This window comes from Caballeronia concitans, from assembly GCF_001544615.1.
GTDB classification, from domain to species: Bacteria; Pseudomonadota; Gammaproteobacteria; order Burkholderiales; family Burkholderiaceae; genus Caballeronia; species Caballeronia concitans.
Genome location: NZ_FCNV02000001.1, coordinates 591,214 through 616,983, shown reverse-complemented (window position 1 = coordinate 616,983; position 25,770 = coordinate 591,214). Strand labels below are relative to the sequence as shown.

At 63.6% G+C, this 25,770-nt stretch carries 27 protein-coding genes and 1 other RNA gene; 13 read left to right on the top strand and 15 right to left on the bottom strand.

Going from position 1 to position 25,770, the window contains the following annotated elements:
• Positions 1–15: 15 nt before the first annotated feature.
• Positions 16–573, bottom strand: a complete 558-nt coding sequence (locus AWB72_RS02940) for a hypothetical protein (RefSeq protein ID WP_208863102.1) — start codon at positions 571–573, stop codon at positions 16–18.
• Between the two features lie 181 nt (positions 574–754).
• On the opposite strand from AWB72_RS02940, the gene AWB72_RS02935 reads away from it, so the two are divergent.
• The 10 genes from AWB72_RS02935 to AWB72_RS02890 all read left to right on the top strand — a co-directional run bounded on the left by AWB72_RS02935 (position 755) and on the right by AWB72_RS02890 (position 11,247).
• The gene (locus AWB72_RS02935; RefSeq protein WP_040052963.1) at positions 755–2,056 is read left to right on the top strand and encodes a THUMP domain-containing class I SAM-dependent RNA methyltransferase; all 1,302 of its coding nucleotides are present in this window, start codon (positions 755–757) and stop codon (positions 2,054–2,056) included.
• Positions 2,057–2,157: 101 nt separating this feature from the next.
• Positions 2,158–3,555, top strand: a complete 1,398-nt coding sequence (locus AWB72_RS02930; protein WP_040052964.1) for an aminopeptidase P N-terminal domain-containing protein — start codon at positions 2,158–2,160, stop codon at positions 3,553–3,555.
• Between the two features lie 10 nt (positions 3,556–3,565).
• A complete protein-coding gene (locus AWB72_RS02925; protein ID WP_052450106.1) occupies positions 3,566–4,765 on the top strand; it encodes a UbiH/UbiF/VisC/COQ6 family ubiquinone biosynthesis hydroxylase in 1,200 nt (399 codons plus the stop codon).
• Positions 4,766–5,022: 257 nt separating this feature from the next.
• Positions 5,023–6,114 carry a tRNA dihydrouridine synthase DusB gene (gene dusB / locus AWB72_RS02920; protein WP_040053250.1) on the top strand — a complete coding sequence of 364 codons (1,092 nt, stop codon included), beginning with the start codon at positions 5,023–5,025 and terminating at the stop codon, positions 6,112–6,114.
• A complete protein-coding gene (locus AWB72_RS02915) occupies positions 6,111–6,344 on the top strand; it encodes a Fis family transcriptional regulator (protein ID WP_040052966.1) in 234 nt (77 codons plus the stop codon). The genes dusB and AWB72_RS02915 overlap by 4 nt, the downstream gene beginning before the upstream one ends.
• A 64-nt stretch (positions 6,345–6,408) precedes the next feature.
• Entirely contained in the window at positions 6,409–7,974 is a 1,566-nt protein-coding gene (gene purH / locus AWB72_RS02910) for a bifunctional phosphoribosylaminoimidazolecarboxamide formyltransferase/IMP cyclohydrolase (protein WP_040052967.1), read from the top strand.
• Between the two features lie 89 nt (positions 7,975–8,063).
• Positions 8,064–8,606, top strand: coding sequence for a crossover junction endodeoxyribonuclease RuvC (gene ruvC / locus AWB72_RS02905; protein ID WP_040053251.1), 543 nt, complete (start codon positions 8,064–8,066; stop codon positions 8,604–8,606).
• 24 nt (positions 8,607–8,630) lie between these two features.
• Positions 8,631–9,212 carry a Holliday junction branch migration protein RuvA gene (ruvA, locus tag AWB72_RS02900; RefSeq protein WP_040052968.1) on the top strand — a complete coding sequence of 194 codons (582 nt, stop codon included), beginning with the start codon at positions 8,631–8,633 and terminating at the stop codon, positions 9,210–9,212.
• A gap of 55 nt (positions 9,213–9,267) precedes the next feature.
• On the top strand, positions 9,268–10,329 hold the full coding sequence (gene ruvB / locus AWB72_RS02895) for a Holliday junction branch migration DNA helicase RuvB (protein WP_040052969.1): 1,062 nt from the start codon (positions 9,268–9,270) through the stop codon (positions 10,327–10,329).
• Positions 10,330–10,332: 3 nt separating this feature from the next.
• Positions 10,333–11,247, top strand: a complete 915-nt coding sequence (locus AWB72_RS02890; RefSeq protein ID WP_087127860.1) for an oxygenase MpaB family protein — start codon at positions 10,333–10,335, stop codon at positions 11,245–11,247.
• Between the two features lie 6 nt (positions 11,248–11,253).
• Here AWB72_RS02890 and AWB72_RS02885 read toward each other — a convergent pair whose 3' ends face one another.
• Genes AWB72_RS02885 through tyrS form a run of 3 tightly spaced genes read right to left on the bottom strand, consistent with a single transcriptional unit; the run spans position 11,254 to position 13,594 of the window.
• The gene (locus AWB72_RS02885) at positions 11,254–11,901 is read right to left on the bottom strand and encodes a histidine phosphatase family protein (RefSeq protein ID WP_040052971.1); all 648 of its coding nucleotides are present in this window, start codon (positions 11,899–11,901) and stop codon (positions 11,254–11,256) included.
• Positions 11,898–12,341 (bottom strand): D-aminoacyl-tRNA deacylase, encoded by a 444-nt coding sequence (dtd, locus tag AWB72_RS02880; protein WP_040052972.1) that lies wholly within the window; start codon positions 12,339–12,341, stop codon positions 11,898–11,900. The genes AWB72_RS02885 and dtd overlap by 4 nt, the downstream gene beginning before the upstream one ends.
• On the bottom strand, positions 12,338–13,594 hold the full coding sequence (tyrS, locus tag AWB72_RS02875) for a tyrosine--tRNA ligase (protein ID WP_040052973.1): 1,257 nt from the start codon (positions 13,592–13,594) through the stop codon (positions 12,338–12,340). Before tyrS ends, dtd begins: the two co-directional genes overlap by 4 nt.
• Before the next feature lie 245 nt (positions 13,595–13,839).
• On the opposite strand from tyrS, the gene AWB72_RS02870 reads away from it, so the two are divergent.
• On the top strand, positions 13,840–14,970 hold the full coding sequence (locus tag AWB72_RS02870) for an anhydro-N-acetylmuramic acid kinase (protein WP_040053252.1): 1,131 nt from the start codon (positions 13,840–13,842) through the stop codon (positions 14,968–14,970).
• Positions 14,971–15,041: 71 nt separating this feature from the next.
• Here the strand turns inward: AWB72_RS02870 and erpA are convergent, their stop codons facing one another.
• The 3 genes from erpA to rplM form a co-directional block, all read right to left on the bottom strand.
• Complete coding sequence (erpA, locus tag AWB72_RS02865) at positions 15,042–15,407, bottom strand: iron-sulfur cluster insertion protein ErpA (protein ID WP_040052974.1); 366 nt, start codon at positions 15,405–15,407, stop codon at positions 15,042–15,044.
• Positions 15,408–15,619: 212 nt separating this feature from the next.
• Entirely contained in the window at positions 15,620–16,012 is a 393-nt protein-coding gene (rpsI, locus tag AWB72_RS02860; RefSeq protein WP_008351569.1) for a 30S ribosomal protein S9, read from the bottom strand.
• A gap of 11 nt (positions 16,013–16,023) precedes the next feature.
• Positions 16,024–16,452 carry a 50S ribosomal protein L13 gene (gene rplM / locus AWB72_RS02855; protein ID WP_040052975.1) on the bottom strand — a complete coding sequence of 143 codons (429 nt, stop codon included), beginning with the start codon at positions 16,450–16,452 and terminating at the stop codon, positions 16,024–16,026.
• 621 nt (positions 16,453–17,073) lie between these two features.
• On the opposite strand from rplM, the gene AWB72_RS02850 reads away from it, so the two are divergent.
• Entirely contained in the window at positions 17,074–17,496 is a 423-nt protein-coding gene (locus AWB72_RS02850) for an OsmC family protein (protein WP_040052976.1), read from the top strand.
• A 65-nt stretch (positions 17,497–17,561) separates the two neighbouring features.
• On the opposite strand, the gene rnpB is transcribed toward AWB72_RS02850, so the two are convergent.
• From rnpB to pyrC, 3 genes are all read right to left on the bottom strand, one after another.
• Positions 17,562–17,974, bottom strand: an RNA gene (rnpB, locus tag AWB72_RS02845) — RNase P RNA component class A.
• A 12-nt stretch (positions 17,975–17,986) separates the two neighbouring features.
• On the bottom strand, positions 17,987–18,826 hold the full coding sequence (locus AWB72_RS02840; RefSeq protein ID WP_040053253.1) for a DUF3025 domain-containing protein: 840 nt from the start codon (positions 18,824–18,826) through the stop codon (positions 17,987–17,989).
• A 10-nt stretch (positions 18,827–18,836) separates the two neighbouring features.
• The gene (gene pyrC, locus AWB72_RS02835; RefSeq protein ID WP_040052977.1) at positions 18,837–19,907 is read right to left on the bottom strand and encodes a dihydroorotase; all 1,071 of its coding nucleotides are present in this window, start codon (positions 19,905–19,907) and stop codon (positions 18,837–18,839) included.
• A gap of 227 nt (positions 19,908–20,134) precedes the next feature.
• On the opposite strand from pyrC, the gene AWB72_RS02830 reads away from it, so the two are divergent.
• Entirely contained in the window at positions 20,135–21,037 is a 903-nt protein-coding gene (locus AWB72_RS02830; protein WP_084593118.1) for a class II glutamine amidotransferase, read from the top strand.
• Positions 21,038–21,100: 63 nt separating this feature from the next.
• Here the strand turns inward: AWB72_RS02830 and AWB72_RS02825 are convergent, their stop codons facing one another.
• From AWB72_RS02825 to AWB72_RS02805, 5 genes are all read right to left on the bottom strand, one after another.
• Positions 21,101–21,826, bottom strand: a complete 726-nt coding sequence (locus AWB72_RS02825) for an amino acid ABC transporter ATP-binding protein (protein WP_040052979.1) — start codon at positions 21,824–21,826, stop codon at positions 21,101–21,103.
• Positions 21,823–22,500 carry a glutamate/aspartate ABC transporter permease GltK gene (gene gltK, locus AWB72_RS02820; RefSeq protein ID WP_040052980.1) on the bottom strand — a complete coding sequence of 226 codons (678 nt, stop codon included), beginning with the start codon at positions 22,498–22,500 and terminating at the stop codon, positions 21,823–21,825. The genes AWB72_RS02825 and gltK overlap by 4 nt, the downstream gene beginning before the upstream one ends.
• Positions 22,500–23,240, bottom strand: a complete 741-nt coding sequence (locus AWB72_RS02815) for an amino acid ABC transporter permease (protein WP_040052981.1) — start codon at positions 23,238–23,240, stop codon at positions 22,500–22,502. Before AWB72_RS02815 ends, gltK begins: the two co-directional genes overlap by 1 nt.
• Before the next feature lie 68 nt (positions 23,241–23,308).
• Positions 23,309–24,202, bottom strand: coding sequence for a glutamate/aspartate ABC transporter substrate-binding protein (locus AWB72_RS02810; RefSeq protein ID WP_040052982.1), 894 nt, complete (start codon positions 24,200–24,202; stop codon positions 23,309–23,311).
• 275 nt (positions 24,203–24,477) lie between these two features.
• Entirely contained in the window at positions 24,478–25,770 is a 1,293-nt protein-coding gene (locus AWB72_RS02805; protein WP_040052983.1) for a Glu/Leu/Phe/Val family dehydrogenase, read from the bottom strand.

The following is a 25,770-nucleotide window of genomic DNA, read 5'->3' as shown; positions in this document are numbered from 1 at the left end:
GCGTCAACGCGTTAGTCAGTAGCCCACGATCAGAATGCCCTTGAGCGGAAGTCGCATTCGATTGCTTGCGAACAGCGTGTCAAAGAAGGTAACGACACGTTCGAAGTCCGGATTAGTGACACCCGCAGCCACGTAGACATTCCGAACGGCGATCGCCAAATAGTCGACGTCGTCCATCATGCACGCCTGAAACAAGTCCTTGAGGAACTGGTTGTTAGCCACGGCTCGTCCAGCTTCCACTTCGACCACGAACTTCTGCTCTGCATGATATGCATCGGCTTCGAATGCCTTTGCAATGCGCCCATTGTTTCCGTACAACACCGGGACTCGAATCTTGTCTATGTGCTTCTTTCCGGCCTCCACCGCGAATCCCATTTCTTGGAGGTGCGCAGCGACATGAGCCAAAACGCCGTTGCTTGGGAGCGCATGCAAATCCGAAGATATCAGGGAATGAACGTCTTTGAATGCCTGGACAACGTCGGTGGCGAGAGGAGTGGCCTTGTCTGACCTCGGAAAGTATGCCCAATTGACCATCATTGAATCTTCGTTGCAAATGCGTTGTTCGCGTTTCACTACGGACCGGTTCCGTCAAACCACCGAATGACCAAAGCTCCGGATGCTTAAGTCGATTGAATCGATAACTACGGAATAACAGAGATGGCAAGTCGAACCAGCAGTGCGGCAGATTCTAGCTCACAGCCGGCACAAGTTCGGCCGCGTACAATACCGCCTTTGAACCCCGCACTCTCCCCACATGTCCTCCCCCCTCTTCGACTGGTTTGTCCCCTGCCCGCGCGGTCTCGAAGCGCCGCTCGCCGCCGAGCTTGCGGAGATCGGGGAACGTCACGTCAACAGCGCGCCGCTGTCCGGCGGCGGTCCGCTGAACGTCGGCGCGCAAGTGCCCGGCGGCGTGCACTTCCGGGGTAGCTGGGTCGCGGGCATGGCGGCGAATCTGCATTCGCGCATCGGGAGCCGTGTGCTGCTGAAAATCGCGCACGGCCCGTATCGCAATGAAAACGACATCTACGACCTCACGCATCGCCAGCGCTGGGAACAGTGGTTCACGCCGAGCCAGACGATGCGCGTGGACCTCACCGCGATCAAATCGCCGCTCAAGAGCCTCGAATTCACGACGCTGCGCGTGAAAGACGCCGTCTGCGACCGGCTGCGCGACATCAGCGGCGCGCGCCCGAGCATCGACACCGCGCAGCCGGACGTCCGCGTGTTCGCGTTCCTCACGATGAACGAATGCACGCTCTATCTCGACACCTCCGGCGAACCGCTCTTCAAGCGCGGCTGGCGGCTCGACAAGGGCGCGGCGCCGCTGCGCGAAAACCTCGCGGCAGGCATTCTTCGCCTCACCGGCTGGACGCCCGGCACGCCCCTTTTCGATCCGATGTGCGGCAGCGGAACCTTCCTCGCCGAAGCCGCGCAGACCGCCCTCAATATCGCGCCGGGCAGCGAGCGGCGCTTCGGCTTCGAGAAGCTCAAGCCGTTTCATCCGGGCATGTGGCAAAAGCTCAAGACCGCCGCGACGGAAGCGCGACGCGCCACGCGCGCGACGCAATCGCAACTGAACATCTTCGGCAGCGACATCTCCGGCGACATGCTCGAGAAAGCGCGCGCGAACCTGAGCCGCGCGGGCATTCCCGATCTGGCGCTCAAGCAACTCGACGCCCGCAACATGACGCCGCCGACGGACGCACCCGGCATCCTCGTCGCGAATCCGCCGTATGGCGAGCGCATTGAAGTGCGCGGACGCGGCCCGCGCGGCGAGATCCGCGACACGGCCCGCTCGCGCCGCGAAGACGACGACGCCTTCGCCCGCGCGCAACCCGATCCCGCCGATACGGAGTTCTTCGTCTCGTTCGGCAACGCGCTGAAGCAGCGCTTTCCCGGCTGGCGCGCATACGTGCTCACGTCCGACCGCAAGCTGCCTGGCATGTTGCGACTGCGCGAATCGACGAAAACGCCGCTCTTCAACGGCGCGCTGGAATGCCGGCTGTTCCGCTTCGACCTCGTTGCGGGCAGCGTGCGTCATCGCGCGGAAGACTAGCCTCACCGCTTCGCGACAAGTATCCAACGCGCACATTCGCTCGAACACTAGGCCGAATGGCCTAGTCGCGCCACGTCAGACCCGGCGATACAATCGGGCGCATGAACTCACAGACCGAACATGCCAATCCGATCGCCGTGGATGTCTACCGTGGCCGCCGCGAACGTCTGCTCGCGGCGTTGCGCGCGCAGGGCGGCGGTGTCGCCATCCTGTCGACTGCGCCGGAAGTCATGCGCAATCGGGACACGGACTTTCCCTTCCGTCACGACAGCTATTTCTACTACCTGACGGGCTTCACCGAACCCGAGGCGACGCTCGTGCTGGACGCGAGCGCTCAGAACGGCGAGCCGGCGTCCATTCTTTTTTGCCGCGAAAAGAACGCCGAGCGCGAAACATGGGAAGGCTTTCGCTACGGGCCGGAAGCCGCCCGCGATGCGTTCGGTCTCGACGCGGCATTTCCCATCGCCACACTGGACGAACAACTGCCGCGGCTAATCGCCGACAAGCCCGCGCTCTTCTACGCGCTCGGCACGTCGGCTGAACTCGACGCGCAAGTGCGCGGCTGGCTCGCCGCCGTGCGCGCGCAGAGCCGCAGCGGCGTGCGCGCGCCGGCGAAGGCGCAGCACGTGCTGCCGATCATCGATGAGATGCGGCTTTTGAAAGATGCGCACGAAATCGGCATCATGCGCCGCGCCGGGTCCATCTCGGCACAAGCGCATCGCCGGGCGATGCAAACGTGCCGTCCAGGCATGCGCGAGTACGAGATCGAAGCCGAACTGCTCTACACGTTCCGCCGCCACGGCGCTCAGGCGCCCGCGTACGGCTCGATCGTCGCGGCGGGCGCGAACGCGTGCGTGCTGCACTATCCGGCGGGCAACGCGGCGGCGCGCGACGGCGACCTCATCCTCATCGACGCCGCGTGCGAACTCGAAGGCTACGCGTCCGACATCACGCGCACCTTCCCGGCGAACGGCCGGTTCACGCCCGCGCAACGCGAGCTGTACGACATCGTGCTCGCCGCGCAAGCCGCCGCGATCGAGGCAACGCGTGCCGGCGTGAGCTTCGACGCGCCGCATCAGGCGGCATTGAAAGTGCTGTCGCAAGGACTGCTCGACACGGGCATCGTGGACAAGACGAAGTTCGGCAGCGCCGATGACGTCATCGCCGAGCGCGCGTACTTGCCTTTCTATATGCATCGCACGGGGCACTGGATCGGCATGGACGTGCACGACGCGGGCGAATACCGCGACGCCGACGGCCCGCGCGACGAGCAAGGTGCGCGGCCCTGGCGCACGCTCGCGGCGGGCAACGTGCTGACGGTCGAGCCGGGCCTCTACGTGCACGCCGCCGAGAACGTGCCCGAGCGTTACTGGAACACGGGCATCCGCATCGAGGACGACGCGCTCGTCACGGCCGGCGGCTGCGAGCTGCTGACGCGCGAAGTGCCCGTCGCGGCGGACGAAATCGAAGCGCTGATGCGCGAATCCATCGGCAATTGAAGAGCAGAACATGAGCGACGCGACCACAGAACCGCATTTCGACTACGACATCGCCATCGTCGGCGCGGGGCCGGTCGGGCTCGCGCTCGCCGGCTGGCTCGCGCGGCGCAGCGCGACATCGCGGCTGTCCATCGCGCTGATCGACGCGCGCACGCCCGAAGCCGCCGCGACCGACCCGCGCTCGCTCGCGCTGTCGCACGGCAGCCGCGTGATGCTGCAGCCGCTCGGCTTTCCCGCCGACGCCACGCCCATTCGCCGAATCCACGTCTCGCAGCGCGGCCACTTCGGGCGCACGTTGATCGAGCACGACGAGCACGAGTTGCCGGAACTAGGCTATGTCGTGCGTTACGGCTCGCTCGTCGCGGCGCTCGCGGACGCGGTGCGCAAGACGCACGTCGACTGGGTCACCGATACTTCCGCGCTGCCGCCGCTGCAAGACGACGAAAGCGTCACGGTGCCGCTGCAGTCCGCGAGCGGCGAACGCACGATCCGCGTGCGGGTGCTCGTCAATGCCGAGGGCGGCCTGTATCAGCAAGCGCCGCGCGAAACTGCCGTAGCCAACGACCGGCGCGCGCGCGATTACGGGCAGACGGCCATCGTCGGCACGGTGAGCGTGTCGGAGCCGCAAGCGAATGTCGCGTGGGAGCGTTTCACGAACGAAGGGCCGATTGCGCTCCTGCCGTGCGGCGGGCAGCGTCACGCGGACTACTCGCTCGTCTGGTGCGGCTCGCCTGATGAAGCCGCGCGCCGCATGCAGCTCGACGACGACGCGTTCCTTGCGGAACTCGGCGCCGCGTTCGGCGCGCGCATGGGACGGTTCACGCGCATCGTCGGGCGCGCGGCGTTTCCGCTCGGACTGACGGCGCTGCACGCGCTCGTCGAACGGCGCGCGGTGGCCATCGGCAATGCGGCGCAAACGCTGCACCCGGTGGCGGGCCAAGGGCTGAATCTCGGCCTGCGCGACGCCCAGGCGCTCTGCGATGCGCTGTCCACCGACGGACCTAGACCGCTCGCGCTCGCGCATTTCGCACAGCGGCGGGCGCTGGACCGGCGTCTGACGATCGGCGCGACGGACACGCTCGCACGCATTTTCACCGTCGATTTCCCGCCGCTCGCCGCGATGCGCGGGCTCGCGCTCACCGCGTTGGAGTTCTTGCCGCCGGTGAAGACGGCGCTGGCGCGACAAATGATGTTCGGACAGCGGCGATAGAGGGATCGGGCGCAGGCCCGCTCTAGCTCACGCCGCCGCGAAAGCCGGCGCCAGTCGGCCGCATCACGCGCCGCGCCCACTTATCCTCTGCCGCGCCTCGCGCTTTCGTCGAAGATTTAAAGACTTGCACGCGATTGCACTTAATTTCAGCAGCCGCTTAGCGTTAAAATACGCGTTTCCCTTCCGCATCCTTGCATCCGCCTGACGCGAAACCGGCACGCTCGCCGCTCGACGCCCGCGCGGAGGCCCAAGCCTTCATGCCCACCATCGGTTCACACGTTCTGCGCAATAACCTGTTCGTCGCTCCGATGGCAGGCGTCACCGATCGCCCGTTCCGCCAGCTCTGCAAGCGCATGGGCGCGGGCTACGCGGTGTCGGAGATGGTCGCGTCGAACGCGCAGTTGTGGAAGAGCGAGAAGACCATGCGCCGCGCGAATCACGCCGGCGAGGTCGAGCCGATCTCGGTGCAGATCGCGGGCGCGGACCCGCAGATGCTCGCCGAAGCCGCTCGCCACAACGTCGCGAACGGCGCGCAGATCATCGACATCAATATGGGATGTCCCGCCAAGAAGGTCTGCAACGTCGCCGCGGGTTCGGCGCTGCTGCAGAACGAGCCGCTCGTGGCGCGCATTGTCGAGGCGGTGGTGCAGGCGGTCGGCGTGGGGCCGGACGCGGTGCCGGTCACGCTCAAGATTCGCACGGGGTGGAATCGCGAGAACAAGAACGCGCTGACCATCGCGCGGATCGCGCAAGAGGCCGGCATCTCCATGCTGACCGTGCATGGCCGCACGCGCGCCGATCTCTACAAGGGCGACGCCGAGTACGAAACCATCGCGGCCGTGAAGGCGTCGGTGAAGATTCCGGTCGTCGCGAACGGCGACATCGCCACGCCCGAGAAAGCGCGCGACGTGCTCGCCGCGACGGGCGCGGACGCCATCATGATCGGCCGCGCGGCGCAGGGGCGTCCGTGGCTGTTCCGTGAGATCGAGCACTTCCTGAAGACGGGCGAGCGCATGCCGGCGCCTCGCATCGACGAGATTCAGCAGGTCATGAACGAGCACCTCGAAGACCACTATGCTTTCTATGGGGAATTCACCGGCGTTCGGACTGCGCGCAAGCACATCGGCTGGTACACTCGCGGCCTTTCCGGCGCGGGCACCTTCCGCCACCGGATGAATACGCTCGACACGACCAAAGAACAATTGCTCGCCGTGAACGAATTCTTCGACGCGCAGAAGGCGCTGTCGGACCGTCTCATCTACGTGGACGAGGCGCAGGACGCCGAAGACGCGGCGGGGGAAGAATCGTGCGGCGGGCAAGACAACACCGACCGACTAATAGCCGCATGAGCAGACATAACATCGAACAATGCGTCCGCCAGAGCCTGGACAACTACTTTCAGGATCTGGACGGCTCCAACCCGCACGACGTCTACGACATGGTGATTTCGTGTGTTGAAAAGCCGCTGCTCGAAGTGGTGCTCGAGCAGGCGGGCGGCAACCAGTCGCTCGCGGCCGAATATCTCGGCATCAACCGCAACACGCTACGCAAGAAGCTGCAGCAGCACGGATTGATTTGATTCATCGGACTGAGGCGCTTGCCTTGGTCCGGCCTGGTTATCCTTTTCGGTTTCAGTGTTCATCATGATCAAGCAAGCGCTCATCTCCGTTTCCGACAAGTCCGGTATCGTCGATTTCGCGAAATCGCTGTCGGAACTCGGCGTCAAGATTCTCTCGACCGGCGGCACGGCCAAACTGCTCGCCGACGCGGGCCTGCCCGTGACCGAGGTCGCCGACTACACCGGCTTTCCGGAAATGCTCGATGGGCGCGTGAAGACGCTGCATCCGAAGGTGCACGGCGGCATTCTCGCCCGCCGCGACCTGCCCGAGCACATGGCCGCGCTGGAAAAGCACGACATTCCGACTATCGACCTGCTCGTCGTGAACCTGTATCCGTTCGTGCAGACGGTCTCGAAGGAAGAGTGCTCGCTCGAAGACGCGATCGAGAACATCGACATCGGCGGGCCGACCATGCTGCGCTCGGCGGCAAAGAATCATCGCGACGTGACGGTCGTCGTCGATCCGGCCGACTACGCCGCCGTGCTCGACGAAATGCGCGCGAACGGCAACAGCGTCGGCTACAAGACGAACTTCCGTCTCGCGACGAAGGTGTTCGCGCACACCGCGCAGTACGACGGCGCGATCACGAACTATCTGACGAGTCTCACCGAAGAACTGCAGCACAGCGAGCGCAACACGTATCCGGCGACCTTCAACATGGCGTTCGGGAAGGTGCAGGACCTGCGTTATGGAGAAAACCCCCATCAGAGCGCGGCGTTCTATCGCGATCTTTCGGTGCCCGCCGGCGCGCTCGCCAATTACGAGCAGTTGCAGGGCAAGGAACTGTCGTACAACAACATCGCGGATTCGGACGCCGCGTGGGAATGCGTGAAGACGTTCGATGCGCCCGCGTGCGTCATCATCAAGCACGCGAATCCGTGCGGCGTGGCGGTCGGCGCGAACGCGCACGAGGCGTACTCGAAGGCGTTCCAGACGGACCCGACGTCGGCGTTCGGCGGCATCATCGCGTTCAATCGCGAAGTGGACGAAGCGGCGGCGCAAGCGGTGGCGAAGCAGTTCGTCGAAGTCCTGATCGCGCCTTCGTTCAGCGAGGCGGCGCGCGCCGTGTTCGCGGCGAAGCAGAACGTGCGTCTGTTGCAGATCGCGCTCGGCGACGGTCACAACACGTTCGATCTGAAGCGCGTCGGCGGCGGCCTGCTCGTGCAATCGCTCGATGCGAAGAACGTGCAGCCGCACGAACTGCGCGTCGTGACGAAGCGCCATCCGACGCCGAAGGAAATGGACGACCTGATGTTCGCGTGGCGCGTGGCGAAGTACGTGAAGTCGAACGCCATCGTGTTCTGCGGCGGCGGCATGACGCTCGGCGTCGGCGCGGGCCAGATGAGCCGCGTGGATTCGGCGCGCATCGCGGGCATCAAGGCGCAGAACGCGGGGCTGTCGCTGAACGGCTCGGCGGTGGCATCGGATGCGTTCTTCCCGTTTCGTGACGGCCTCGATGTCGTGGTGAACGCGGGCGCGACGTGCGTGATCCAGCCGGGCGGCTCCATGCGGGATGACGAAGTGATCGCCGCCGCCGACGAGCACAATGTCGCGATGATCGTCACCGGCACGCGTCACTTCCGCCATTAATCCGGCTCGCTTCATTTACTATTGGCCTGTTTGCGCTATTGATGGCGCAAGCAGGCCATTTTGATTTCAACGAGCCGCATCGCGAACGAATGAGAATTCTAGGCATCGACCCCGGCCTGCGCGTGACGGGCTTCGGCATCATCGACGTGGCCGGGCATTCGCTCACCTATGTGACGAGCGGCGTCATCAAGACCGCCGACGCCGACCTGCCTTCGCGTCTGAACACCATCTTCAACGGCATTTCCACGCTCATTCGGCAGCACAATCCGGATCAGGCCGCGATCGAAAAAGTCTTCGTGAACGTCAATCCGCAATCGACGCTGCTGCTCGGCCAGGCGCGCGGCGCCGCGATCTGCGGACTCGTCGCGAGCGGCATGCCGGTTGCCGAATACACGGCGCTGCAGCTGAAGCAGGCTGTCGTCGGTTATGGCCGCGCGACGAAGGAGCAGATGCAGCAGATGGTCGTGCGGCTGCTCAATCTGTCCGGCGTGCCGAGCACCGACGCCGCCGATGCGCTCGGCATGGCGATCTGTCACGCGCACGGCGGCACGGGGCTCGCGACGCTGGGCGGCATTGCGCCGTCGCTCGCGAAGAAGGGCCTGCGCGTGCGGCGCGGCAGGCTTATCGGCTAACACTTTTACCTTTAGCAAGAAAACATGATCGGTCGCATCGCCGGCGTTCTGCTGGAAAAAAATCCGCCGCACTTGCTCGTCGATTGCAACGGCGTCGGCTATGAAGTCGACGTGCCGATGAGCACGTTCTACAACCTGCCGCATGCCGGCGAAAAGGTCGTGCTGCTCACGCAGATGATCGTGCGCGAGGACGCGCACCTGCTTTACGGCTTTCTGACATCGCAGGAACGCGCGACGTTTCGCGAGCTGTTGAAGATCAGCGGCATCGGCGCGCGCATGGCGCTGGCCGTGCTCTCCGGCATGAGCGTGCATGAACTCGCGCAGACGGTGACGACGCAGGACACGGCGCGTTTGACGCGCGTGCCGGGCATCGGCAAGAAGACGGCCGAGCGGCTGCTGCTCGAACTGAAGGGCAAGCTCGGCGCGGATCTCGGCGCGATGGCGAGTGCGGCTTCGCAGTCGGATCACGCGTCGGACATTCTCAACGCGCTGCTCGCGCTCGGGTACTCGGAGAAGGAAGCGCTCGCGGCGATCAAGAACGTGCCGGCGGGAACGGGCGTGTCGGAGGGCATCAAGCTGGCGTTGAAGGCGTTGTCGAAGGGGTGAGGAGTGGGCCATTCGGCCAGCTTCGCCGCCTAAAACCTCGCTGTACAATCGACCCATGATCGAAACCGACAAACTCGCCGCCGAACGCATCATCTCGGCCACGCCCGTCTCGCCGAACGAAGAAGCGTTCGAACGCGCGCTGCGTCCGCGTCAGCTCGACGAATACGTCGGCCAGGAAAAGGTCCGCGGCCAGCTCGAAATCTTCATCGAAGCCGCCAAGCGCCGCTCCGAAGCGCTCGATCACGTGCTGCTCTTCGGTCCGCCGGGCCTCGGCAAGACGACGCTTGCGCATATCATCGCGCGCGAAATGGGCGTGAATCTGCGGCAGACGTCGGGACCGGTGCTGGAGCGCGCAGGCGACCTGGCCGCGCTGCTCACCAATCTCGAAGCGAACGACGTGCTGTTCATCGACGAGATTCACCGCCTCTCGCCGGTCGTCGAGGAAATTCTTTACCCGGCGCTCGAGGATTATCAGATCGACATCATGATCGGCGAAGGACCGGCCGCGCGCAGCGTGAAGCTGGATCTTCAGCCGTTCACGCTCGTCGGCGCGACCACGCGCGCGGGCATGCTGACCAATCCGCTGCGCGATCGCTTCGGCATCGTGTCGCGGCTCGAGTTCTACAACGCGAACGAGCTGGCGCGCATCGTGTCGCGCTCGGCGTCGCTGCTGAAGGCGGACATCGTGCCCGAAGGCGCGCTGGAGATCGCGCGGCGCTCGCGCGGCACGCCGCGTATCGCCAACCGGCTGCTGCGCCGCGTGCGCGACTACGCGGAAGTGAAGGCGAACGGCAGCATTACCGGCGACGTTGCGGATGCCGCGCTGAAAATGCTCGATGTCGATCCCGTCGGCTTCGACCTGATGGACCGCAAGCTGCTCGAAGCCATCCTGCACAAGTTCGATGGCGGCCCGGTCGGCGTCGACAATCTCGCGGCGGCGATCGGCGAAGAGCGCGACACCATCGAGGACGTGCTCGAGCCGTATCTGATCCAGCAAGGTTATTTGCAGCGCACGCCGCGCGGACGCGTCGCCACGCTGCTCACCTACCGGCACTTCGGCCTCGCCGCGCCGGACGCCGGCCCTATCCGCGACCTCTGGGACGCGGGCAACAGCTAACGCATGTCGGATCAGGCGACGTTCGTTACGCGCGTGCGGTCATCCGTGCGCTCATCGATCGCGCGCGGCATCACCAGCCTGACGAGCGGCGGCGGCGGTCCGGGGCTCGATTACTCGTCGCCGCCCGGCGATCCCGGCCTCTTCGGTCCCGATTCCGTTTGCTGGAAAGTCCACGCCGATTTCACGTCGATGATGACGGGCGGCATCAGCGCGCTCCTGTTGCAGACGCTGCATCCCCTGGCGCTCGCGGGCGTGTGGGATCACTCCACGTTTCGCACCGACATTCTCGGCCGCCTGCGCCGCACGGCAACCTTCATCGCGGGCACGACGTTCGGCAATCGCAGCGACGCGCTCGCGCTCATCGAGCGCGTGAAGAACATCCATCTCGGCGTGACCGGCGTTGCGACCGATGGCCGGCCGTATCGCGCGAGCGACCCTGACTTGTTGACGTGGGTGCATGTCGCGGAAGTGTCGAGCTTTCTGAACGGCTATCTGCGCTATGTAGATCCCGCGTTGTCGATTGCCGATCAAGACCGCTATTTCGATGAAACCGCGACCATCGCGCGGATGCTCGGCGCGCTCGACGTGCCGGTCACGCGCGCACAGATCGACGCGTATCTCGCGGCCATGCGTCCGCGATTGCAGTCAAGCGAACGCACGCGGGAAGTGATTCGCGTGCTGAAGAATGCGCCGACGCCGCGCATCGCGATGAAGCCGGCGAGCAAGCTCGTGTTCAGCGCGGGCGTCGATTTGCTGCCGGACTGGGCGCAGGAGATGCTCGGGCTGTCCGCGCTCGCGCCGGTGCGGCGGGTGATCGCGCGTCCCGGCGTGCGCGCGATGGCGCCCGTCATGCGCTGGGCGCTCGTGAATGGAATCTCGAAGCGCGCGCGGGCGAGAGCGGCGAGCAAGCCCGATTAAGTGCAATCAGGCGCGCTTGCGCAGGTTGTCGTCTTCCGTGTCCGTCGCGAGGTGACTGACATCGCCCCACGATACGACTTTCGCGCCGCCTTCATCGTAATCGACGATATTCACGCTGCAGTTCAGAAGCGGCCAATTGCGCGGGTCCGTGAGCGGCAGCTTCATCGCGAACCGATAGATGCAATCCAGCACGCCGCCATGCGCGACGCACGCAATTCGGCCGCCCGGATGCGCCGCGACGATCGGCTCCATCGCATGAATCACGCGGTGATAAAACACGCGCTGCGATTCGCCTTCCGGCGGCGCGAAACCCGGATCGCGCGTCTGCCATTCGACATATTCCGCCGGGAACTTCACGTTGATCTCGTCGCTGTCGTGGCCCTGGAACGCGCCGTACTGACGCTCGCGCAAGCCTTCCGACAACCGCAGATCGAGCCCGAGCGCATCGGCGAAAGGACGCGCCGTCTGCTGCGCGCGAAGCAGATCGCTCGAATACACCGCATCGAGCCCGCCCTCGCGCGCGAGCCGCGCGCCCAACTGTTCCGCTTGCAGGAAACCGTGCCCGGATAACGGAATGTCGATATGCCCCTGAATGCGCTTGATGCGGTTCCAGTCGGTTTCGCCGTGGCGGATAAAAAGCACCTGAGTCGTCATGGACGTACCTGAAGCCAGAAAGTAACGGGGCCGTCGTTGACGAGCGACACCTGCATGTCGGCGCCGAATTCTCCCGTCTCGACAATGGGATGCTTCGCCCGCGCCTCGCGCACGAAGTAATCGAAGAGCCGCTTGCCTTCGTCGGGCGGCGCAGCGGGCGTGAAGCTCGGGCGCAAGCCGCTCGACGTATCGGCGGCAAGCGTGAATTGCGACACCAGCAGCAGGCCGCCTTCGACGTTCTGCACCGACAGATTCATCTTGCCCGCGGCGTCGCTGAACACGCGATACGCGAGCATTTTGGCGAGCAGCTTGTCGGCGGCAGCTTCGTTGTCGCCGCGTTCGGCGCAGACCAGCGCGAGCAGGCCCGCATCGATCGCGCCGGTCACACGGTCGCCGACGCGCACGTCCGCGCGCCGCACGCGCTGAATGAGCGCGATCATGCGGTCAGCGTGACGCGCGCGAAGCGGCGCTTGCCGACCTGCACGACGAACTCGCCCGCGTCGACCTTGAGGCTCTTGTCGGAGACGGTCGCGCCGTCGATCTTCACGCCGCCCTGCTCGATGTTGCGCAGCGCTTCGCTCGTCGACGGCACGAGGCCCGCCTGCTTCAGCAACTGGCCGATGGCGAGCGGCGCGCCCGCCAGCGTGACCGACGCGATATCGTCCGGCACGCCGCCCTTCGCGCGATGGTTGAAGTCCTCGAGCGCGCGTTCCGCGTCCGCCTGAGAGTGAAAGCGCGCGACGATTTCCTGCGCGAGCATCACCTTGAAGTCGCGCGGATTGCGGCCGCCTTCCGCTTCCTGCCTGAAACGCGCGATCTCCTCGATGCTGCGGAACGACAGCAGTTCGAAGTAACGCCACATCAGCACGTCGGAGATGCTCATGAGCTTGCCGAACATGTCCGTCGGTTTCTCGCTGATGCCGATGTAGTTGTTCTTCGACTTCGACATCTTCTCGACGCCATCGAGACCTTCGAGCAGCGGCATCGTCAAGATGCATTGCTGTTCCTGGCCGTATTGCTTCTGCAATTCGCGGCCGACGAGCAAGTTGAACTTCTGGTCCGTGCCGCCGAGTTCGAGATCGGCGTTGAGCGCGACCGAGTCGTAACCCTGCATCAGCGGATACAGGAATTCGTGGATCGAAATGGGCACGCCGCTCTGGAAGCGCTTGGTGAAATCCTCGCGTTCCAGAATGCGCGCGACCGTGTAGCGCGATGCGAGCTTGATCATGCCGTCGGCGCCGAGCGGCATCGACCATTCGCTGTTGTAGCGGATTTCGGTCTTTTCGCGGTCGAGCACGAGCGCGGCCTGCTCGAAATACGTCTTCGCGTTCGTTTCGATCTGTTCGCGCGTGAGCGGCGGGCGCGTGGCGTTGCGGCCGGACGGATCGCCGATCAGGGACGTGAAATCGCCGATCAGAAAGATCACCTGATGGCCGAGATCCTGCAACTGGCGCATCTTGTTCAGCACGACCGTATGGCCGATGTGGATGTCCGGCGCGGTCGGATCGAGGCCGAGCTTGATGCGCAGCGGCTTGCCCGTCGCGGCGCTCCTCGCGAGCTTCTGCGCGAATTCCTCTTCGATCAGCAGTTCGTCGCAGCCGCGCTTGGCGATGGCGAGCGCGGCGCGCACGTCGTCGGTGATCGGAAAGGCCTTCTCGGCGGACGCGGATGAAGCGTTGGAGTCTGTGGTCATGCTTGCGGCTTGTGATGTGTAATGGATGCAATGCCTCGCGGCGCGGGATGTACGGATCGCGCGCAAAGGCTTGTTCAGGCACAGGATTTTACGCGATGACGTGCCCTTCCGTGCCGTTCCCGAGCGCGGCAGTCGTCCGCGAAACGTGCAGACGTGTCTTAACGCGCGCCCCGGTTGCGCGGATAATCGCGGCTTGACGGACGCGCATCGACGAGGAGAGCAACGTGGGGAAGAAAGCCGAAGCAATCGAAACCGGCAAGGCGGACGGCGTCTACTTCGGTCTGATGTCCGGCACGAGCATGGACGGCGTCGACGGCGTCGCGGTGCAGTTCGCCACCGGCAAGCCGCCCGTCGTGCTCGGCGAGGCGCACGTTTCGTTTTCCCAAGGCCTGCGCGACGCCCTCTTCGCGCTGCAAGCCTCGGGCGACAACGAACTTGAACGCGAGGCGCTCGCCGCCAACGCCCTCGCCACGCGCTATGCCGTCTGCTGCCACGAACTGCAGAGCATGAGCGGGTATTCGGCGTCGAAAGTGCGCGCGATCGGCGTGCACGGGCAGACGGTGCGGCATCGGCCGGAGAAGGGTTACACGCGGCAGATCAACAATCCGGCGCTGCTCGCGGAAATGACGAACATCGACGTGATCGCGGATTTCCGCAGCCGCGACGTCGCCGCCGGCGGTCAGGGCGCGCCGCTCGTGCCGGCGTTTCATGCGACGATTTTCGGTGCGAAGAATGAAACGCGCGTCGTCTGCAATCTGGGCGGCATCAGCAATATCACGATTCTCGCGGCGAGCGGCGCGGTGCGCGGCTTCGACTGCGGCCCGGCGAACGCGCTGCTCGACGAGTGGGCGCATCGGCATTTGCAACGGCCTTATGACGACGGCGGGAAGTTCGCGGCGAGTGGCGAGGTGAATCGTCCGCTATTGAATGCGCTGCTGGACGAGCCGTTTTTCGAAGAAGCGCCGCCGAAGAGCACCGGGCGCGACCTGTTCAACCCGGCGTGGCTCGATGCGAAACTCGCGGCGTTCACGAATCTCGCTCCCGCCGATGTCCAGGCGACGCTCACCGCGCTCACGGCCACGACGGTCGCGCGGGAAATCGAGCGCCACGCCTCCGACGCGCGCGCGGTCTACGTGTGCGGCGGCGGCGCGCGCAATCCCGTGCTGCTGAAGATGCTCGAGCAGGCGCTGAACGAAAGCGGCGTGTCGGGCGTGCCCGTCATGACGACCGAAGCGCTCGGCGTGCCGCCGCAGCAAGTCGAAGCGTTCGCGTTCGCGTGGCTGGCGATGCGTTGCGTCGCCCGCGAGCCGGGCAACCTGGCGGCGGTGACGGGTGCGGCTGGGGAGCGCGTGCTCGGCGCCATCTATCCGCATTGACGCGTTTTTGCGTCCGAAAACGAAAAACGGAGCCCGAAGGCTCCGTTTTTCTTTGATGCTTCGGTTCCCGCTCAGACCGAAAACGACGAACCGCAGCCGCAAGTCGTCGTCGCGTTCGGATTCTTGATCACGAACTGGGCGCCGTTGAGGTCGTCCTTATAGTCGATCTCCGCGCCGACGAGGTACTGATAGCTCATCGAATCGACGAGCAATTGCACGCCGCTCTTGTCCATCACGGTGTCGTCCTCGTTGACCGCTTCGTCAAACGTGAAACCGTACTGGAAACCCGAGCATCCGCCGCCTTGCACGAACACGCGCAGCTTCAGATCCGGATTGCCTTCTTCGTCGATCAATTGCTTGACCTTCTCCGCAGCCGCGTCGGTGAAGACGAAGGGCATCGGCATTTCGGTCGTGGGGGTGTCGCTGACAGCGCTCATGCGAATTCTCCAATTGGCTTCTAGCCACCATTGTAGGGCTGATCTCAAAATCGTGCCGAATGCCCATGTAATCAAGAGGCTATATGCAATTTCGACACAGCGCGCCAACGCCGGCACAAAAACAAAAGCCGCCGGCACGTGCAGTGCGGGCGGCTTTTGCGGCAGCTTCGCTTCGAAGCCGGAGTTTCCGGCTCCACGCGATGCCGAAGCGCTTAACGCTTCGAGAATTGCTTCCTGCGGCGTGCCTTGTGGAAACCGACCTTCTTACGTTCCACTTCACGCGCGTCGCGGGTGACGAAGCCTGCGTTCGACAGTTGCGACTTGAGCGTTGCGTCGTAGTCCATCAGCGCGCGGGTGATGCCGTGGCGAACCGCGCCTGCCTGACCCGTTTCGCCGCCGCCGTTCACGTTGACTTTGATGTCGAACGTGGTGGCGTGGTTCGTGAGTTCCAGCGGCTGACGCACGATCATCAGCGACGTTTCACGCGAGAAATAGTCGGCGATGGGCTTGCCGTTGACGATGATCTCGCCCTTGCCCGACTTGATGAAGACACGAGCGACGGCGCTCTTGCGGCGGCCCGTACCGTAGTTCCAGTTACCGATCATGTGGGCTCCCCTTAGATCTCGAGCGCTTTAGGCTGTTGAGCCGTATGCGGATGCGTTGCTTCGGCGTAGACCTTCAGCTTCTTGATCATCGCGTAGCCGAGCGGACCCTTCGGCAGCATGCCCTTCACTGCCTTCTCGAGCGCGCGGCCCGGGAAGCGCTCTTGCATCTTGCCGAACGTCGTTTCATAAATGCCGCCCGGGTAGCCCGAGTGACGATAGTACTTCTTGTCCGTGGTCTTGTTGCCCGTGACCTTCAGCTTGCCGGCGTTGATGATGATGATGTAATCACCAGTGTCGACGTGCGGAGTAAACTCAGGCTTATGCTTGCCGCGAAGACGGCGTGCCACTTCGCTGGCGACACGGCCGAGAACCTTATCCGTCGCGTCAATCACGTACCATTCGCGCGTCACCTCTTCGGCTTTTGCGGAAAACGTCTTCATGATCGATCCAAAAATTGATTCGCCCTTTTGCTTTTACCGTGTTCGGTCCTGCTTATAGGTGCACTCGACGAGCTGCGCTCGACGGCGCGTGCAGGCTCTCACAGGCTTCTCTTCGCGGGCTTGTGGCAAAGAGAACTTTGAAGTATAGCGGGAAATTGCCCGGCGCGTCAAAGGGTTGCGATGCTTGTTCTCGCAGCTTCGCCCCTTGCAGACGGCGCAGACGAAAAAAAACCCGAGCGCCTTGAGGCTCGGGTTTAATCCACCAAAGGAGGAGGTGGAGGAGACACGGTAGATTTGTCGGACTGCGACAACCAATGAGCCGAGTATAGGCACGCTCGTGCGCCGAGGCAAGGAGATTTGCATCGTGAAATGTTATCCCACATTACGAGATGCGCTTCTGCTTCATAAATGCAATAAAAACAATAACCTACGATGCGCCGTGCCGCTAATCGCCGACTAGAAGCCTTTCTCGAATCATGGGAATAGCCCGCCGCTCCTCTGCGCCTGCCACGCCATAGCAGCAGTCAACCGGTGAATGCGCGCACCCGCGCGCGGTCGGCGGACGCATGACCCGCTACAATGAAACCTCTGAAACACGTGTCAAGCGGCTGGAGTCCAAGCATGGAATGTAAAGTTAGCTGGATGGGACAAGACGGCATGGCTTTCGCCGCCGAAACCGGAAGCGGTCACCTCGTCGCGATGGACGGCGCGCCGGAAGGCGGCGGACGCAATCTCGCGCCCCGCCCGATGGAAATGGTCTTGCTCGGCACGGGCGGCTGTACCGCCTACGACGTCGTGATGATCCTGAAAAAGAGCCGTCAGGAGATCGAGGGCTGCTCGGTGACACTCAAGGCTGAACGCGCGAGCGAAGACCCGAAGGTGTTCACCAAGATCCACTTCCATTTCACGGTCACCGGCAAGAATCTGAATCCGGCGACGGTCGAGCGCGCGATCAACCTGTCGCACGACAAATACTGCTCGGCGTCGATCATGCTCGCGAAAACGGCGGAGCTGACGCATTCGTTCGATATCGTCGAGCGCTGAGCAAACCGCACGGGAAGAAAAAAGAGCCGGCGTCGGGAAGACGCCGGCTCTTTCTTTTTGAATGACGACAAAGCGGGCCGATAAGCCGGATTCTGTGCACGCGTCGCCCGAAAGCGACGCGCGTGGCAGCCATTCCTCTAGGCGCGCCATTGCTGACGCGCTCAAGCTTCCTACCCGCAGACGAAACGGGGGCCCCGTCCTGCATCCGAAGATGCGCGCCTGCCTATTTGGAATTGCTCCGGGTGGAGGTTACCGTGCCGGAGCGTCTCGCGACGTCCGCGGTGCGCTCTTACCGCACCGTTTCACCCTTACCTGATCTTCGGACTTGCGCCCGAAGCCATCGGCGGTTTGCTTTCTGTTGCCCTGTTCCGCGTGTTGCCACGGATGGCCGTTAGCCATCACCCTGCCCTGTGGAGTCCGGACTTTCCTCGCCCTCGACGCCCGTAAGCGCCAAGGCCGCGGCTGCCTGGCCTGCTTTGCAGCATCGATTCTAGCATTGACGATGCAGGCGGCGGCCCGGACGGAATACGCTCGTGTCGTCGTAGAACGCGGGCGACGCGTTCGCCGCCCACCAGCCTGGCACGCCCAGAACCGGCAGCGGCGCGAAGGCGCGGCTTCGGATCGGCGCGGCGTCGAGGCTGCGCGACACGCGTTCGTCGAGCATCGCGCGGCGCGTGGGTTCGTCGGCGAGGAAATAATCGGCGGGAACGTCGACGATCCACGCGTGCCCCGTGCATGCCTTGTACGGCGCGACGAGCTTTTCCAGCAGCGCATGTCCGAAGATGCGCGCCTCGCATTGCGCGCCCCACGACGCGCGGCCGTCGATGAACAATGCACGCCAGTCGAAGCGGCGCAGCGCATCGGCGAGCGAGGCCTCGGCGCAGGCGAAGAGCACCGCGTTTTCGTCGAACAGCGTGAGCGCGTCGCGCACGCCGCCGCGTGTCGGACCGATGCCGAGCGCATCGATCTGATCGGCCTGACGCGCGTTCAGCGCCGCCTTCGTGCGCGGAAACTCGAACCACATCAGCGCGTTGAAGAAATCGTGGAGATTGTGGCGCGTCGGCACAGAGCCCGTTTGCGCGATATGAGCTTCGTACGATGCGTCCGCCGGCAAATCTTCCTGCGCGATGAAGGCGAGCGGCTGGCCGCGTCCGGTGACGAGCGCCGCCTTCGACGCGTCGTCGTTCAGTTGCGCGAGGTAGCGCGCGTGGCCGTCGAGCGCGGCGGCCTGCCAGCGCCTGCCGCGCGATTCGAGCGGCGCGAGCCACGGACGCGTCCAGTCGATTGCGCGGAAAGGCGCGAGCGCGTCCGAGTGCCGATCATCCGCCACCTGCGACAACTCAATTCCCGTCGACGAAACGCCAGCCGATCGATTCGCCGCCGCGCAGCGGAACGATCTGCGTGTCGCCGGCTGCGAATTCCGCAGGCAGCGTCCACGATGCGCGCTCAAGCGTCACCGTGTCCGTGCTGCGCGGCAGGCCGTAGAAATCGGCGCCGTGGAAGCTCGCGAAACCTTCCAGCTTGTCGATCGCGCCGGCCTTGTCGAATGCTTCGGCGTAAAGCTCGAGCGCGTGCAGCGCCGTGTAGCATCCGGCGCAACCGCACGCGTGCTCCTTCAGGCCCTTCGGATGCGGCGCGCTGTCCGTGCCGAGGAAAAAGCGCGGATTGCCCGACGTCGCCGCCTCGACCAGCGCCACGCGATGCGTCTCGCGCTTGATCACCGGCAGGCAGAAATAGTGCGGGCGGATGCCACCGACGAGCATCGCGTTACGGTTGAACAGCAAGTGATGCGCGGTGATCGTCGCGCCGATGGGACCTTCCGCGTCGCGCACGTACTCGGCGGCGTCCTTCGTCGTGATGTGCTCGAACACGACCTTCAGTTCCGGAAAATCGCGGCGCAGCGGCGTCATCACGCGGTCGATGAACACCTTTTCGCGGTCGAACACGTCGATATCGCCGTCGGTCACTTCGCCGTGGATGAGCAGCGGCACGCCACTTGCCTGCATCGCTTCGAGCGTTTTCGCGCACTTCGCGAGGTCCGTCACGCCCGCGTCGGAATTGGTCGTCGCGCCCGCCGGATACAGCTTCACGCCATGCACGAAGCCGCTTTCACGCGCGCGATGGATCTCTTCGGGCGGCGTGTTGTCGGTCAGATAGAGCGTCATCAGCGGCTCGAAACGCGCCGCCGCGCCGTCCTTCGGCAGCGCCGCGAGAATGCGCTCGCGGTACGCCGCGGCCATCTCCGTGGTCGTCACGGGCGGCTTAAGGTTCGGCATGATGATCGCGCGACCGAACTGGCGCGCGGTGTGCGGCAGGACGGCGGCGAGCGTCGCGCCGTCGCGCACGTGAAGGTGCCAGTCGTCGGGACGGGCGAATGTCAGGGTCGAGTTCGAAGCGGAATGGGCGGACATGGCGTGGTGACGGCGAAGACGTTGGAAGAGGTAAGCAAACCGCAAGCAGGATGCGCCGAAACTGCGCTTCGAAGGCCGCGCGCACCGGAAAAAATCGCCGTGGAAATCGCACAACGCGCGGCTGGCGCGGGCGTCGTTCGATTTTTTCGAAGAGGCCCGGGTGATATGCTTGTCGGACGTATTGTATCAACCCGGCCCCACGGCCTTAGCCCGTCTGCCTGAAGCAAATGTGCCAACTTCTCGGAATGAATTGCGCCGAACCGACCGACGTGACCTTCTCGTTCACCGGCTTCGCGGCGCGCGGCGGAATGACGGATCACCACGCGGACGGCTGGGGGATCGCGTTCTTCGAGGACAAGGCGTGCAGGCTTTTCATCGATCATCAGTCGTCCGCCAGTTCGCCGCTCGCGGAGATGGTGAAGCGCTATCCGATCAAGTCGAAGAACACCATCGCGCATATTCGCAAGGCGACGCAGGGGCATATCCTGCTCGAGAATTGCCATCCGTTCATGCGCGAATTGTGGGGACGGCACTGGATTTTCGCGCATAACGGCGACCTGAACGGCCACGCGCCCGAACTGACGGGCGTGTATCAGCCGGTCGGCACGACGGACAGCGAACTCGCCTTTTGCGCGCTGCTGCAAGGCTTGCGCAGCGCGTTTCCGCAATCGCAGCCGCCGCTCGACGAACTCTTCGATGCCCTCGCCACGCTCACGCGCGACATCACGCAGTACGGCGTCTTCAATTTCCTGATGTCGAACGGACAGGCGCTCTTCTCCCACTGCTCGACGCATTTGTACTATCTGGTTAGAAGCTGGCCGTTCTCGACGGCGCATCTGATCGACGCGGACATGTCCATCGACTTCGCGAAGTACACGACGCCGGAAGATCGCGTCGCGGTGATCGCCACGTCGCCGCTCACGGACAACGAAATCTGGACGCGCTTCGCGCCCGGCGATCTCGCGATGTTCCAGCAAGGCGCGCTCGCGCGGACGGTGAACATTCCGGTGCCGGAGGCGGTGGCGAAGAAAGCGGCGGAGCCGCTCGCGAAGGCTTGCGTCGGCTCGGCGCTGAAGATCGACGAGATAAGGACGACGGCGGCGGTGGAATCGGAACTGGGCATCGAATAAAAAAACGCGGCGCTTCTCTCGAAGCGCCGCGTCTCTTGCTGCCCTGGGAAAACCCAAAAGCGCTCAGTGCAGGATTTTCGCCAGAAAGTCCTTCGCGCGATCCGACTTCGGATTCGCGAAGAACGCATCCTTCTGGTCGTCTTCCACGATCAAGCCCTTGTCCATGAAGATCACGCGATGCGCGACCTTCTTGGCGAAGCCCATTTCGTGCGTCACGCACATCATGGTCATGCCTTCCTGCGCGAGTTCGACCATCACGTCGAGCACTTCGTTGATCATCTCCGGATCGAGCGCGGATGTCGGCTCGTCGAACAGCATCGCGATCGGGTCCATCGACAATGCGCGCGCAATCGCCACGCGCTGCTGCTGACCGCCCGACAATTGCCCCGGATATTTGTCCGCGTGCGCGCGCAGGCCCACGCGATCGAGCAGCTTCAGGCCCTTCTGCGTCGCTTCGTCGTTCGAACGGCCGAGCACCTTGATCTGCGCGAGCGTCAGGTTCTGCACGATCGACAGATGCGGGAACAGTTCGAAGTGCTGGAACACCATGCCGACCTTCGAACGCAGCTTCGACAGATTCGTCTTCTTGTCCGTCAGCGACTGACCGTTGATCGTGATCTCGCCCTTCTGGAACGGCTCGAGACCGTTCACGGTCTTGATCAACGTCGACTTGCCCGAACCCGACGGGCCGCACACCACGACGACCTCGCCCTTCTTCACTTCGGTCGTGCAGTCGGTCAACACCTGAAACTGCCCGTACCACTTGGAAACATTCTTGATAGAGATCATCTTGCGACCTTTTTCTGAAGACTTTTGACGAGGGCCGACGCCACCACGCAAATCACGAAATAACATGCCCCAGCGAACAGGACCATTTCGACGGTCGTGCCGTCGCGGTCACCGATATTCGTCGCCGTGCGGAAGAAGTCCGCGAGACTGATGACGTAGACGAGCGACGTATCCTGGAACAGCACGATCGCCTGCGTGAGCAAAAGCGGCACCATCGCGCGAAACGCCTGCGGCAGCACGACGAGCTTCATCGCCTGGCCGTAGGTCATGCCGAGCGCGAACGCCGCATTCACCTGACCGCGCGGCACTGCCTGAATGCCGGCGCGGATGATTTCCGAATAGTACGCGGCTTCGAAGAGCGAGAACGCGACCATCGCCGATGCCAGGCGAATGTCGATATCCGCCGACAGCCCGAGCACGTTCTGCAGCAATTGCGGCACGATCAGGAAGAACCACAGCAACACCATCACGAGCGGGATGGAGCGGAACAGCGTGACATACGCGCCCGCGAACCATTGCAGCGGCTTGATGCCCGAAAGGCGGAACAGCGCCAGCACCGTTCCCCAGATGATGCCGATGACGATGGCGAGCACCGTGATCTGCAGCGTGATGATCGCGCCCGTCCACAGCGTAGGCAGCGCCCCGATGACGCCACTCCAGTTGAACTGATGCATTACTTGCCTCCGATGTAGCCAGGCAGCCGCGTCTTCGCTTCGATCCAGCGCATCAACAGCATGACGACGAGGTTGATGAGCATGTAAGCGAGCGTCACCGCGATGAACGATTCATACGTCTGTGCCGTATAGTCGACGAGCTGACGCGCCTGCGCGGACAGATCGAGCAGACCGATGGTCGACGCCACCGCCGAGTTCTTGAACACGTTGAGGAATTCCGACGTGAGCGGCGGCACGATGATGCGGTAAGCCACCGGCATCAGCACGTAGCGATACGTCTGCCATTGCGTGAAGCCCATCGCGAGGCCCGCGTTGCGCTGTCCGCGCGGCAGCGCGTTGATGCCCGAGCGCACCTGTTCGCACACGCGCGCGCCGGTGAAAAGCCCGAGACAGATGATCGACGACGAAAAGAACTGCGCCGAAGGCGGCAGTTGCTTGAACCAGTTGCCGATGGAAGGCGGCAGCAATTCCGGTATCACGAGATACCAGACGAAGAACTGCACGATCAGCGGAATGTTGCGGAAGATCGCGACATAGACGGTGCCGATGCCCGCCAGCGTGCGATTCGGGACCGTGCGCAAGATGCCGAACAACGAGCCGACCACGAGCGCGATCACCCAGGCCGCGAGCGACACGGTGATCGTCACCCAGAAGCCGGATATCAGCCAGCCCAGATACGTGGTGGGTTCGCCGGTGGAAACCGGACTCAGCAGGATGCCCCAGTTCCAGTGATAAGACATGGACTCACTCCAAAAAGAAACGGAAGAAGCAAGCTCCTTCCGTTTCGTTCGTTCGATGCTCGAACCGGTTAGTCGATTGCCTTGTCATTCGGGCTCTTGAAGAGAGCCTTCATGTCGTCACTTTCCGGGAAGTTGAGGTTGAGGCCCTTCGGCGGAATCGGGCTTTCGAACCACTTCTTGTAGATCTTGTCCGCTTCGCCCGACGTTTCGACCTTGGCGATCGCGTCGTCGACGACCTTCTTGAATTCGGGATCGTTCTTGCGCAGCATGCAGCCGTACGCTTCATGCGATTGCGGCGCGCCGACGATCACGAAGTCGCCCGGATTGTTCGACTTCGCGCGCTCGCCTGCGAGCAGTGCGTCGTCCATCATGAACGCAACCGCGCGGCCGGTCGAGAGCGTCAGGAACGACTCGCCGTGATCCTTCGCGCTGATGATGTTCATGCCCATGCTCTTGTCCTGATTCATCTTGCGAAGCAGGCGCTCGGACGTGGTGCCGGCGGTCGTCACGACCGTCTTGCCCTTCAGGTCCGCCCAGTCCTTCACGCCGGAATCCTTCTTGGTCATGAGGCGCGTGCCGATCACGAAGATCGTGTTCGAGAAGGCGACTTGCTGCTGACGCTCGGCGTTGTTCGTGGTCGAGCCGCATTCGAGGTCGACGGTGCCGTTCTGCACGAGCGGAATGCGGTTCTGCGAGGTGATCGGCGTGAGCTTCACCTTCAGGTTCGGCATGTTGAGCTTCTGCTTGACCGCGTCCACGACCTTCAGCGCGAATTCGTGCGAATAGCCCACGACGTTTTGCTTGTCGTCATAGTACGAGAACGGGATGGACGACTCGCGATGCCCCAGCGAGATCACGCCCGTGTCCTTGATTTTCTTGAGCGTGCCGGCGTCCTGCGCGTAAGCGCCCGTAGCAAAAATTCCGAGCGCAGCGACGAGCAGCGCAGCCTTTTTAACCTTCATCGTTCGATCTCCTATGGCGAAAAACCGGGCCAAGTTTAGCAGGGTAATTATTCTGAAAGAATGATTGTTAACCGCAGGTCCGTGACATTTATGAGACGGTCGGTGCAACCCGGTGCAACTCTGCGTAGGCGCGCATATTACGCGAAAAAAAAGAAAAAGCGGACGGCATTCAGATGAATGCCGTCCGCCTGTTTCGAGACGACGCTGACGCGACCTGCGCGCCGCGTCATCGACCGGTTGCAACGAACGCCTGCGTCGTGCACGATCAGCGCCGATCAGGGGTACAGGCCGCGCATTTCACGCGCCATCAGAATGCGCGTACACGCCACGATAAACGCCGCCGTACGCACCGAAACCTGTTGTTCGCTTGCAACCTGCCACACGGCGGCGAACGCTTCGCGCATCACGCGCTCGAGACGCAGGTTGATCTCGTCTTCCGTCCAGAAGAAGCTGGAGAAGTCCTGCACCCATTCGAAGTACGAGACGGTCACGCCGCCCGCGTTCGCGACCACGTCCGGAATCACGAGCACGCCCTTGTCGTGCAGGATGTCGTCCGCGGCGGTGGTCGTCGGGCCGTTCGCGCCTTCGACGATGATCTTCGTCTTGATCTTCGGCGCGTTCTCTTCGGTGATCTGCCCTTCGAGCGCGGCCGGAATCAGGATGTCGCTTTCGATGGTCCAGAACTCGTCGCGCGAAACCGGATCGCCGCCCGCGAAGCCGCCGACGCCGCCGTTCTTTGCAACGTGCTCGGCGAGCGCGACCGTATCGAGGCCCTTCGAGTTGAACACGGTGCCCGTGTGATCCTGCACCGCGATCACGCGTGCGCCCGCTTCCTGGAACAGACGCGCCGCGATGCCGCCGACGTTGCCGAAGCCTTGCACCGCGATGCGCGCGCCTTCGATGTCGAGCCCGACGCGGCGAGCCGCTTCAGTGCCGACGACGAACACGCCGCGTCCCGTCGCTTCCTTGCGGCCGAGCGAGCCGCCGAGCGAAATGGGCTTGCCGGTCACGACGCCCGTCGCCGTCTGGCCTTGGTTCATGGAGTACGTGTCCATCATCCACGCCATGATCTGCTCGTTCGTGTTCACGTCCGGCGCGGGAATGTCCGTGTTCGGCCCGATGATGATGCCGATCTCGCTCGTATAACGACGCGTCACGCGTTCGAGTTCGCCGCGCGACAACGTGCGCGGATCGACGCGGATACCGCCTTTCGCGCCGCCGTACGGCACGTTCACCGCTGCGTTCTTCACCGACATCCACGCGGACAGCGCCATGACTTCGGAAAGCGTCACGTCCTGGTGATAACGCACGCCGCCCTTGCCCGGACCGCGCGACGTGTTGTGCTGCACGCGATAGCCTTCGAAGTGCGCGACCGTGCCGTTATCGAGTTCGATCGGGCAATCGACGATCAGAATGCGCTTCGGACGCTTGAGGGTTTCGAGCCAGCGGGAAAGGGAGCCGAGATACGGCGCGACGCGATCGACCTGCCGCAGATAGTTGCCCCAGGGGCCGAGATCGTCGGCATGAAGATACGAGGGGATGGCATGGTCAAGCTTCGGGGAGGACAT

What these genes read in the sequence shown, in the direction of transcription:
- AWB72_RS02935 (WP_040052963.1), top strand. Translation starts at nt 755, where the DNA reads ATGTCCTCCCCCCTCTTCGACTGGTTTGTCCCCTGCCCGCGCGGTCTC.
- AWB72_RS02930 (WP_040052964.1), top strand. Translation starts at nt 2,158, where the DNA reads ATGAACTCACAGACCGAACATGCCAATCCGATCGCCGTGGATGTCTAC.
- AWB72_RS02925 (WP_052450106.1), top strand. Translation starts at nt 3,566, where the DNA reads ATGAGCGACGCGACCACAGAACCGCATTTCGACTACGACATCGCCATC.
- dusB (WP_040053250.1), top strand. Translation starts at nt 5,023, where the DNA reads ATGCCCACCATCGGTTCACACGTTCTGCGCAATAACCTGTTCGTCGCT.
- AWB72_RS02915 (WP_040052966.1), top strand. Translation starts at nt 6,111, where the DNA reads ATGAGCAGACATAACATCGAACAATGCGTCCGCCAGAGCCTGGACAAC.
- purH (WP_040052967.1), top strand. Translation starts at nt 6,409, where the DNA reads ATGATCAAGCAAGCGCTCATCTCCGTTTCCGACAAGTCCGGTATCGTC.
- ruvC (WP_040053251.1), top strand. Translation starts at nt 8,064, where the DNA reads ATGAGAATTCTAGGCATCGACCCCGGCCTGCGCGTGACGGGCTTCGGC.
- ruvA (WP_040052968.1), top strand. Translation starts at nt 8,631, where the DNA reads ATGATCGGTCGCATCGCCGGCGTTCTGCTGGAAAAAAATCCGCCGCAC.
- ruvB (WP_040052969.1), top strand. Translation starts at nt 9,268, where the DNA reads ATGATCGAAACCGACAAACTCGCCGCCGAACGCATCATCTCGGCCACG.
- AWB72_RS02890 (WP_087127860.1), top strand. Translation starts at nt 10,333, where the DNA reads ATGTCGGATCAGGCGACGTTCGTTACGCGCGTGCGGTCATCCGTGCGC.
- AWB72_RS02885 (WP_040052971.1), bottom strand. Translation starts at nt 11,901, where the DNA reads ATGACGACTCAGGTGCTTTTTATCCGCCACGGCGAAACCGACTGGAAC.
- dtd (WP_040052972.1), bottom strand. Translation starts at nt 12,341, where the DNA reads ATGATCGCGCTCATTCAGCGCGTGCGGCGCGCGGACGTGCGCGTCGGC.
- tyrS (WP_040052973.1), bottom strand. Translation starts at nt 13,594, where the DNA reads ATGACCACAGACTCCAACGCTTCATCCGCGTCCGCCGAGAAGGCCTTT.
- erpA (WP_040052974.1), bottom strand. Translation starts at nt 15,407, where the DNA reads ATGAGCGCTGTCAGCGACACCCCCACGACCGAAATGCCGATGCCCTTC.
- rpsI (WP_008351569.1), bottom strand. Translation starts at nt 16,012, where the DNA reads ATGATCGGTAACTGGAACTACGGTACGGGCCGCCGCAAGAGCGCCGTC.
- rplM (WP_040052975.1), bottom strand. Translation starts at nt 16,452, where the DNA reads ATGAAGACGTTTTCCGCAAAAGCCGAAGAGGTGACGCGCGAATGGTAC.
- AWB72_RS02850 (WP_040052976.1), top strand. Translation starts at nt 17,074, where the DNA reads ATGGAATGTAAAGTTAGCTGGATGGGACAAGACGGCATGGCTTTCGCC.
- pyrC (WP_040052977.1), bottom strand. Translation starts at nt 19,907, where the DNA reads ATGTCCGCCCATTCCGCTTCGAACTCGACCCTGACATTCGCCCGTCCC.
- AWB72_RS02830 (WP_084593118.1), top strand. Translation starts at nt 20,135, where the DNA reads ATGTGCCAACTTCTCGGAATGAATTGCGCCGAACCGACCGACGTGACC.
- AWB72_RS02825 (WP_040052979.1), bottom strand. Translation starts at nt 21,826, where the DNA reads ATGATCTCTATCAAGAATGTTTCCAAGTGGTACGGGCAGTTTCAGGTG.
- gltK (WP_040052980.1), bottom strand. Translation starts at nt 22,500, where the DNA reads ATGCATCAGTTCAACTGGAGTGGCGTCATCGGGGCGCTGCCTACGCTG.
- AWB72_RS02815 (WP_040052981.1), bottom strand. Translation starts at nt 23,240, where the DNA reads ATGTCTTATCACTGGAACTGGGGCATCCTGCTGAGTCCGGTTTCCACC.
- AWB72_RS02810 (WP_040052982.1), bottom strand. Translation starts at nt 24,202, where the DNA reads ATGAAGGTTAAAAAGGCTGCGCTGCTCGTCGCTGCGCTCGGAATTTTT.
- AWB72_RS02805 (WP_040052983.1), bottom strand. Translation starts at nt 25,770, where the DNA reads ATGTCCTCCCCGAAGCTTGACCATGCCATCCCCTCGTATCTTCATGCC.